Origin of the sequence: Gordonia sp. AC31, from assembly GCF_031844505.1 — a bacterium.
GTDB lineage: Bacteria > Actinomycetota > Actinomycetes > Mycobacteriales > Mycobacteriaceae > Gordonia > Gordonia hongkongensis.
The window spans coordinates 1-4,356 of sequence record NZ_JAUZVK010000056.1; the positions used below are offsets into that span (position 1 = coordinate 1).

General features: G+C 59.3%; 5 protein-coding genes. 1 reads left to right on the top strand and 4 read right to left on the bottom strand.

Annotated elements, in window-relative coordinates:
• Positions 1 to 364, top strand: a 364-nt coding sequence (locus tag Q9R39_RS24355; RefSeq protein WP_311278417.1) for an integrase core domain-containing protein, incomplete at its 5' end; no start/stop codon positions are given.
• Between the two features lie 23 nt (positions 365 to 387).
• Here the strand turns inward: Q9R39_RS24355 and Q9R39_RS24360 are convergent.
• The 4 genes from Q9R39_RS24360 to Q9R39_RS24375 form a co-directional block, all read right to left on the bottom strand.
• Positions 388 to 627, bottom strand: a complete 240-nt coding sequence (locus Q9R39_RS24360; RefSeq protein ID WP_311278418.1) for a type I restriction-modification system subunit M N-terminal domain-containing protein — start codon at positions 625 to 627, stop codon at positions 388 to 390.
• A gap of 272 nt (positions 628 to 899) precedes the next feature.
• Positions 900 to 2,057, bottom strand: a complete 1,158-nt coding sequence (locus Q9R39_RS24365; protein ID WP_311278419.1) for a recombinase XerD — start codon at positions 2,055 to 2,057, stop codon at positions 900 to 902.
• A 331-nt stretch (positions 2,058 to 2,388) separates the two neighbouring features.
• On the bottom strand, positions 2,389 to 2,724 hold the full coding sequence (locus Q9R39_RS24370) for a helix-turn-helix transcriptional regulator (protein ID WP_084351432.1): 336 nt from the start codon (positions 2,722 to 2,724) through the stop codon (positions 2,389 to 2,391).
• Positions 2,721 to 3,830, bottom strand: coding sequence for a site-specific integrase (locus Q9R39_RS24375; protein WP_311278420.1), 1,110 nt, complete (start codon positions 3,828 to 3,830; stop codon positions 2,721 to 2,723). Before Q9R39_RS24375 ends, Q9R39_RS24370 begins: the two co-directional genes overlap by 4 nt.
• Positions 3,831 to 4,356 lie beyond the last annotated feature (526 nt).

The window sequence follows — 4,356 nt, forward strand, 5'->3', positions numbered from 1 at the left end:
GAGTTGGAGAAGACGTTCGCGATCTGGGGTGGCCCGCCGATGGTGCTGCGCATGGACAACGGCCCGTGAGTTCATCTCAGAAGCCCTGCAGGCGTTCTGTGCAGGGTCGGTGGGGATCTCCTACATTCCGCCCGGCACACCGTGGAACAACGGGTTCATCGAGTCGTTCAACAACCGGCTGCGTGACGAGTGTTTGAACCGCAACTGCTGGCCCACCCTGCTCGAGGCCCGCGTGGTCATCGACGACTTCAAAGACGACCACAACCACCGACACCGACATTCGGCACTGGGCTATCGAACCCCGGCCGAGTACGCTGCCGGATGCACCCACCAGCATCACCCCGTGGGCTGCGAGATCGACTGACCGACTGCAAGAAGATACTGGCTCTAGAACTGCCTGGACCGGTTATCGGGGACCTGCCAGGCGTACTCCTCGAGATACACGTCACTGATTCGCTTGAAGAACATCAGCGGGAAGATGTACGCCTTGAAATCGGCCTGGTCGACGGATCCACGCAGCAAGTCGGCTGCGGATGCCAGATAATTCTCTAACTCCGACAACGACATTGGTCGAGACGACTGCGGAATCAGCGCCAGCGGTAGCGCGTGTGCCTCGTCTTCACTCAAGTGGGTTCCCTCCTGGTTCTATCCACCGATGTGGGGCATATGACTGGACGTCGAGTAGTTGTCGAAACCGCAAGTGTCCAAACCAATCGACAAGGGGAGTAAGGCCATCACGGACGAGGTGGTACCGGGTCCGTCCCTCCTCGCGGGTGGATCTGACGAGATTAAATTCACTGAGCGCGGAGGTTCTCGTATACCGACAGCGCACGAGTTCTCGTCGACGTGGCGGTGCGTGACCAGCGAGCAGCCGATCCAGGTAATGTTCGGTCGTATCGTCATGTGTGTGTCTTCTGTGCGCTGGCATAACGGCCCCAAGGCTGAGAAGCGAGTTCAGCATGCCGCTGTGTCACTTGGTCGCTGTATCCGAGCATCTCTGCGACGACCGGGGCTGGGACTTGGGTGACGAGTTCCCGAATCGCAGTGTTACGTGCGCCCAGGAGGTTAATGCCGAGGTCGCGAAGCCTAATCATGAGGGTGTTGGGCAGTAAGTGCTCTCCACATCTGTACCCAGGGAAGAGCCACGGACTGTCTGCTCCGCTAGTCCGCAAGTTTGGGCGTCGCTCGATGTGTTGTCGAAGAAGCGAGTCGAACGGGGCGGGGACAGGGGAGCGCGTCACTCCAAGCTGCAAAGCAAGACCGTCTGGGGAGATGATCACTTTCGCCATAGGTAGCTCGGTGACCTTCACGAGCGGCTGAGCGTAGAGAAGCAGCAGAGTACCGGCCACGCGGTAGGGAAGTGACTCACTATCGCCTTCGAGGAGTTCTCGGATCCATGCGAGGCGTTGGTCTTGCGTCAGCAGGCGGACGGTATTGGCCTGGCGAAAGCCGAGAGACACCGACCGATTGATACGTGCGTTCGCACACCACACGAGGAAGGTCCGGATCGCGTGCCTCGTCGTTGGGCCAGTTGTCACCCACTGGTCCACGTCCTGCTGGACGCATGTTGCGATGGTGCGGCCGTGTTCGTCGCGAAGCCACTGAAGGAACTTCAGCGTCTCCGTGATCTCTTGCTTGGACCATTGCACTGGCCCACGTGTTGATTTGCCGGTGTGGGCAATTTCGTTCATCCGTCGTAAATGATGCCAGGTAGCAAACTGGCGGACAGGTCGCTCGATGTCGGCATTGGCAATGTTCGCGAGCTTCTCTTCGAGCCATCGTTCGAAGAGTGCGATGTACTTATCGCGAGCGGGAAGTGCCTGGTGGTGCAAGAGCACTGATCGCAGGTGCTCGACGTGTTTGCCGCGCGGTACATACTGGTCCAGCCCGTCGTGGCTGAGTGGTGTCGCACCGGAGGCTATCGCTGACAATAGCTCCTGGACCTTGTCGGAGCGCTTCCACGTGAGGATGCTTTCCGGGCGGTCAGCGGCGCAAAGCGCATCGATCAAGATCTTGATGCCCTCGGGGGAGCCGTCTCGCAATAGGTCGCGTTCCAAATCGGATCGCAGTGCGCAGCGCGCGCAGCTTCCGCGACGGTAGGGACGTGCTTCCTGTTCGCATGCGCGGCAGCGATAGTCCTGACGGATTCTGGCGCAGTCACGGCAGACGGGCTGGTCGCCGATGTCTAGGCGACCCGGAAGCATTCGGTTCATTCCGCAACCGGGGCAGTGTCCGTAGAGGCTCGTGGCGTCGTAGTAGCAGGAGTTACAGATCCTGCCGTCCGGCCACGTGACTCCGGCTTTGCGCATGTGGCGTTCACAGCGAGCGCACTGAAGATCGCCGTCGGTCGCTTGAGGCCGCCCGCGAACAGTGTTGCGTCGGCGTGGTTCAATCGTCGTCACTAACGATCCTTGCTCGTCGTGGACGGACAGACTTGTTCAATTCGACAACGTTCTCACGGCCGGCGCTCGCCGCCTTCTTGCGAGCATTGGCAGCGGTCACAGTTACCAGATCCTCTGGGCCGCAGTCGAAGATGTCGCAGAGCGCGGCGATGAGTTTGAGTGAAACACGCTCGGGACGTTGGTGAACCAACCGGTAGACCTGTGGCCGTGACAGCGTGATTCCGCGCTCGTGAAGACGGGGGATGAGGTCCGTACTGTTGTGCATCTGATTGCCGGCCATCAGCTCCGCGAGCCGCCAGGTGTAGTCGACGTCGCGCTTCACGATGCTCCACCATTCTCGGTGGACGAGAGCGCGGCAGAGATGGTGGCATCTAGCGCGGTACGGAGGGTTCGGGTGCGATAGTCACTGCTTACGCAGGTGTAGATGGCCGTGGTGGATGCGTGCTCGTGTCCCATTTGATGTTGGACAAACATAGAGTCCCAGCCGTCTTCGAGGAGGTGCGTCGCGTACGAACGTCGGAAGGAGTGAAGGTCGAGTCCGGCCGAGAGATCGAGCTCGTCGCAGTAGCGTCGGAATCGACGGATGAGAGTTGTTTCCGATACCAGATTTCCGCGTTCGCTGGGGAACAGGTCGATTCCATCGTCCATGTGGGGCTGCCCGTTCTCGAGCCAGTCTGCGATGACTTCGGGAGTCCAATCGAAGACGGTGAGGACGCCGCGGCGCTTGGGAGGTGAACCCTTCTTAGCTTTGCCGTAGCGCACATTGACGACGCCGAACTTGCCGAATTCTTTGGCGTGGGGGTTTCGAGCGAAGTCGACAGTTTGGAGGTGGGCCAATTCGTTGAACCGCAGACCGTAAGAGTATGCGAGCTTGAACATCACCGAATCTCGGTACGCGGGGAGCCATCCCTTGCGACCTGATGCCGAGACCGTAGAAACCTGTTCATCGGCATGGTCGAAGAAGTCCTGAATCTCACGCTTGGTGAACGCGCGCTTGTCCGGCCGTGATTCGCTCTCCTGGACATGCTGCGCGGTGTTCCAGTCGAAGAAGACCTGCGAGGGATGAGTACCAAAGAGTTCCTCGCAGACACGGTCCCAGCCGTAATCCGGATTGGCGACATAGGAGCAGAACTGCCGCAGCCCTACCTGGTAAGACCGGATAGACGACTGGGACAGATTGTGGATGGATCGTAGATCGCCGAAGAACTCGTCGACCATCGCCACTGTCCAGGTCCACGGATGCTCGTTCGAGTGTTGCACGAACCGCTCAACCTGCTTGATCCGGGCATCGATCGTTTCGAAGCGCAGGTTGCAACTGAGTTGTTGGTTCCGCCATCCCTGAAGCATCTCGGCGAGAGTCTGTTCCTCAGGATGTAGCGGCCGGACGGCACTGACGAGATACGCGCGACCAACGTCGTCCACCGCCATGGGAAGCCTCCGTCACCTGTCTCATCTGTTGCATCAATGATTCATCGGATGCATCATCAAGTCAAGGCCCCAGGTCAGCGAGTCGTGCGCAGTGCCCGACGGCGGCCTTGTGGCCGGTGTGTGTGCTACTCGAAACACGGTGGATCGCGGTGGAAGCCGTTGGTGGACAGGGGGTTTGAGGGAGTGATCGTGGGGACCGCCGGCGGTCTGGCTGTGATTCATCTGATGCAATATGCAGTGGTTAGGCTGACATAATCTAAGTTATCGGTACTTGCAAAAGTACTGGGGCACTTAATAATTCGGGTCGAGTCGACTTCGCTGCCAGTGGTCCGGCGGCGTGAAGAGCGCCAAGCGGCCGCGCCGATGATCGGAACCGGCCACACGGCGCCGACCCAATGGACTAGGAGTGCCACGAACTAGATTTATTTGCTTTGGAAGCAACAGGCGCGCCAGTAGTCACTTTGTTTTGGGCTGTTGTTCACGTGGTCGCTTGGCCCGTGTCACCTTCATCTAGATGAATAGACGC